The sequence below is a fragment of the Falsiroseomonas oryziterrae genome (assembly GCF_021864505.1).
Classification (GTDB): domain Bacteria; phylum Pseudomonadota; class Alphaproteobacteria; order Acetobacterales; family Acetobacteraceae; genus Falsiroseomonas; species Falsiroseomonas oryziterrae.
Genome location: NZ_JAKJIB010000340.1, coordinates 1 through 4,305, shown reverse-complemented (window position 1 = coordinate 4,305; position 4,305 = coordinate 1). Strand labels below are relative to the sequence as shown.

The 4,305-nt window shown below is 73.9% G+C and carries 3 protein-coding genes; all 3 read right to left on the bottom strand.

The features are described 5' to 3' along the window. A partial coding sequence (locus L2I40_RS19640) for a phosphoenolpyruvate carboxylase (protein WP_237216875.1) occupies window positions 1-2,245 on the bottom strand: 2,245 nt, incomplete at its 3' end. Window positions 2,246-2,326: 81 nt separating this feature from the next. Continuing rightward, a complete protein-coding gene (locus L2I40_RS19635; protein WP_237216874.1) occupies window positions 2,327-3,313 on the bottom strand; it encodes a Bug family tripartite tricarboxylate transporter substrate binding protein in 987 nt (328 codons plus the stop codon). A 100-nt stretch (window positions 3,314-3,413) separates the two neighbouring features. Continuing rightward, window positions 3,414-4,305 (bottom strand): MBL fold metallo-hydrolase (locus L2I40_RS19630; RefSeq protein ID WP_237216873.1); only part of this gene is annotated, 892 nt, incomplete at its 5' end.

The following is a 4,305-nucleotide window of genomic DNA, read 5'->3' as shown; positions in this document are numbered from 1 at the left end:
CCGCGCGCAGCACGCCGAGGTCGCTCGCCGCGGCGGCATGCGCGGCCATCGCCAGCGCGCGGGCGAAGCGCGGGCTCTTGGCGCGCAGCTCGGCGAAGGCGTCCGGGTTCGCCGCCGCCGCCGCGCCGAGGCCGTGCAGCGTGTTCGCGAGATAGCCGAGTTGGTGGAGGATCGCGTTGTTCGGGATGGCGCGCAGCTGCGAGGGATGGGTGATACGCGCCGGCCCGCCGAGCCCGTCCGATTGCCGTGCGGCGGGGCGCGAGCCGGTGCAATCGAGCAGCCCGGGCCCGAAGGCGCCGAGCAGCGCCGCATAGCCGGGGTCGGCGACCAGCGCCTGCACCTCGTGCCGGATGGTGGCGAAGAAATCGGCGGCGAAGTCGGCCTCGGCATAGATCGGGTCGGGGGCCGCGCCCTCGTCGCCGAAGGCATGCTCTGCGATGCGCGCCACCGTCGCCTCGGCCAGCGCGGGCGTGCCGAACAGCAGGTAGCCGTCGCCGCCCTGAAAGCTCGTCTCCTCGCGCAGCCGGACGCCGGCGCGCTGCAGCGCGCCGCGCGCCTGCGGCGGCGACAGATAGGCGAGGCGATCCTTGAGGCTCGCCGGATGCGCGCCGCGCCCGATGCTCTCGCCATGGGTGTCGAACAGCACGAGCTCGATGTCGGTCAGACCGTGCCGCCGCAGCTGATCGACCAGGCGCAGCTTCAGCCGCTCCGCCAGGAAGGACGCGGCGAGCTGGCCGACATAGCGGCCGGAATCCGAATAACCGAACTGCAGGCAGAGCCGGCCGTGCAGGCGGAGGTAGTCGCGGTAATGCGGGCTGCGCAGCGCCTCCTCCAGCACGCGCTCGCCGCGCTCCAGCGCCTCCGCCGTCTCGAACAGCGGCGAGATCTCGACATGCGCCTCGACCCCGAAGCGGCGGGCGAGCCAGAGCGCGGAGAGCAGCGTGTAGCCGGTCTCCGTCTCCGCGATCAGGAAGCGCACCGGCTGGCTGGCATCGACGTGCTTGACGATCTGCGCGACCGTCATCATCAGCCGCGCCGCGCTCGCCTGCTCGCCGAGCAGCGCGCCGAAATCCACCGGCTGCGGCGCGACCTCGGCCAGCGCCTGGTTGACCTGCGCCAGCAGCCCGCGCCGCCGCGCGCGATCCTCCGGCGCCTCGGCGATGCCGAGGCGCTGGCGCATGGCGTTGTGGATCTGCGAGGCGTTGAGCCGGAAATGCGTATGCGCCAGCGCGAGGCCGTGCGAGGCGAGACCGGCCCGCGCCACCGCCAGCGCCATCCGCGTCGCCTCGTCCGGCGCGGTGGCGAGCGCCGAGGCGAATTGCTCCACCAGGGCCTCGGTGTCGGTCAGCGCCGCGTTGCGGCCCTCGACCAGTGCCCGCGCGAAGGCCTGCACCGCGCCCGGCTCCGGCCCGCGCGGCGACAGCGCAAGCTGCGTCGCCACGGCCTCCAGCGCCGCCCCGACCCGGCCGCGCAGCACGGCGGCGCAATCGCCGAGTGGGGCGAGCTGCGCGCCCAGCCGTTCCAGCTGCAGCCGCTTCATCACCAGCCGCAGCCGCAGCGTGTCCCACCAGCCGATGTCGGTGCGCCCGTCCGTGTCGTAGCCGACCCAGGAGGCGAGCAGCACGGGCCGCGGCGTCAGCGCCTGCCAGCGATCGCCCCAGATGCCCTTCGCGGTGGTCAGCAGCGCCCGCGTCAGCGCATCCAGCGCGTCGCGCCCGCGCGCGATCGCCTCCACCGCCTGATCGAACTCCTCCTCGAGCGTCGGTGCCGCGGGCCGATGCGCCAGCTTCTCCGGCAAGGTCCCGCCGGAGGCCGCGCCGGCCAGCGCGGCGGCGGTGCCGCGCGGCAGGGAGAAAGTGGGATGCGCCGTGAACACCGCCGCGAAGCGCGGCTGCTCGGCCGCCGCACGATAGGCGGCGAAGGGGACCGGGCTGTCCTCGGGGTCGGGTCGCGCGAGGCGCGCGGCGACCGCCTGCATCGCGGCCGTGGCGTCGCCGAGGCCGACATAGGCGCCGATGCGACGCGCCCGTTCCGCCGCCGCGAGATCCGCCAGCCGCGCGACGAGGCTGGCCGCGCCTACCGGGTCCAGCCGCCCGTCGTCGAAGCGCCGGCTGACCGAAAGCGCGATGGAGAGCACCGGATCGCCGAAGGGATCGGCGATCGCCGCCTGGCGCGCCTCACGCAGCCGCGCGAGCAGCTCGTCCAGCGTGGCGGCGACCTGGTCTTGGGGGGCGTCGTCGGGCATCGGCGTTCATGCTGCACCTGCGAAGGCGCCCGACGCCAGCGAAAGATCGCCCCCTCCCCCAGCGGGAGGGGGCGGTGCGCCTCAGTCCATCGTGGCGCCGGAGGCTTCCACGATCCGCTGCCAGACCTGCTCCTCGCTCCGCCAGTACTGGCCGAAGGCCTCCGGCGTCTCGTCCCAGATCGGCTTGAAGCCGAGCGGCTGCAGCCGGTTCCGGAAGTCGTCGGTCCGGACCACCTGCAGGATGGCGCGGTGCAGGGTCGCGATGCGGTCGGCCGCCGTGCCGGACGGCGCCGCCACGGCGTACCAGCTCTGCATGTCGATCCCGGCCTGCGGCATCAGCTCGCGCATGCCCGGCACCTGCTCGAGGCCCGGCACGTAGTCCACGCGGTCCGCGCTGCCGACCGCCAGCGCGCGGAAGCGGCCCTCGCGCACATGCGGCATCAGGGCGGGCATCACGTCGAACATCATGTCGATCTGGCCGGCGACGAGGTCGGTGATGGCGGGTCCGCCGCCGCGATAGGGCACATGGGTGATGTCGACGCCGGCCGCGCGGGAGACGGCGCTGATCGTCAGGTGGCTGACCGTGCCGGTGCCCGAGGACCCCATGGTGACGCGCCCCGGGTTGCGTCGCGCGAACTCGATCAGCTCGGCGAAGCTCCGCCAGGGGCGCTGGCTGTTCACCACCAGCAGCACCGTTCCGGTGGAGACCCGCGTCACCGGCGCCATGTCCCGGATCGGGTCGAAGGGCATGCCGCCGCGGAAGAGGAACTTGTTGGCGGCCAGGATCGTCGCCGTGCCGAGCAGGATGGTGTGGCCGTCCTTCTCCGCCTTCGCGACGACATCCGCGCCGAGGTTGCCGCCGGCGCCGCCGCGGTTCTCGACCACGAATTGCTGGTTGAGGATCGGCTGCAGGCGCTCCGCCAGCAGCCGGCCCGTGATGTCCACCGCGCCGCCCGGGGCGAAGGGGACCACGATGCGGATCGGGCGGCTCGGGAAGGCCTGTGCGAACGCGGGGGCGGCGAGGGCGGGCGCCAGGGCGGCGCCGATCAGCAGGTCGCGGCGATGCATGCGGGACTCCTGTCGGTTCACCCCGTTTTCCCCGGCCGCGGCCGGCACGGCAAGCGCGGTACGGTGGCGGCCTGCCACCGTACCGCGAGGGCGAGCGGATTCAGGCCTGGGCGGCGACGAAACGGAAGCCGGTTCCGGCCCGCTCGACACGACCGACACCCGGCATCGGGAAGTGATAGCCGACGAAGGGGATGCGGTCGGTCGCCAGCCGGTCGAACAACCGCTGCCGGGTCGTCACCGCGGCCGGCGGGTCCATGTCGAAGCCCGGGAACCAGTCGGGCCGTGGCAGGAACAGCTCGGGCGAGGTCGCGACGTCGCCGATCACCATCAGCTGCTGGCCGCCATCGGCGATCAGGTAGCCGGTATGGCCGGGGCTGTGGCCAGTGGTCGGCACAGACGTGATTCCCGGTGCAGCCTGGGAGTCCGGCGCCAGTCGGACGACGCGGTCGGCATAGGGGGCGAAGACGCGGCGCACGCCGGCGAAGCCCGGGCGGCGCGCCTCGCTGGCGCGGGATTCCTCGCCGGCATCCGTCCAGAACGCCCATTCGCGATCCGGCACCGCGATGCGCGCATTGGGATAGGTCGCGCTGCCATCCGCGGTCACCAGCCCGCCGATGTGGTCGAGGTGGAAATGCGTGATGACGACGAGGTTGACCTGCGCCGGATCGACGCCCGCGGCGCGGAGATTCGCGGCCACCTGGCCGGGCCCGCCGCGGCCGGTGTCGATCAGGACGTTCTGCCCGCCGGTGCGCACGAGCGTGACGTTCCAGGAATTCGGCAGGATCGGGTTGGTGATGCCCTGCGCGGCGAGGACCTGGCGGACCTCGTCGGGCTGCGCGTTCAGCACGAAGCCGCCGGTCGCGTCGGGGCGCCAGGCCGCGCCGTCGTTCACCACTGTCACCTCCAGCGCGCCGACGCGGGTGCGGTGGAAGGGGATGGTCGGCGGGGGCGCGGCGGGCGCCTGCGCGGCGACGCCGCGGGGCAGCGCGGCC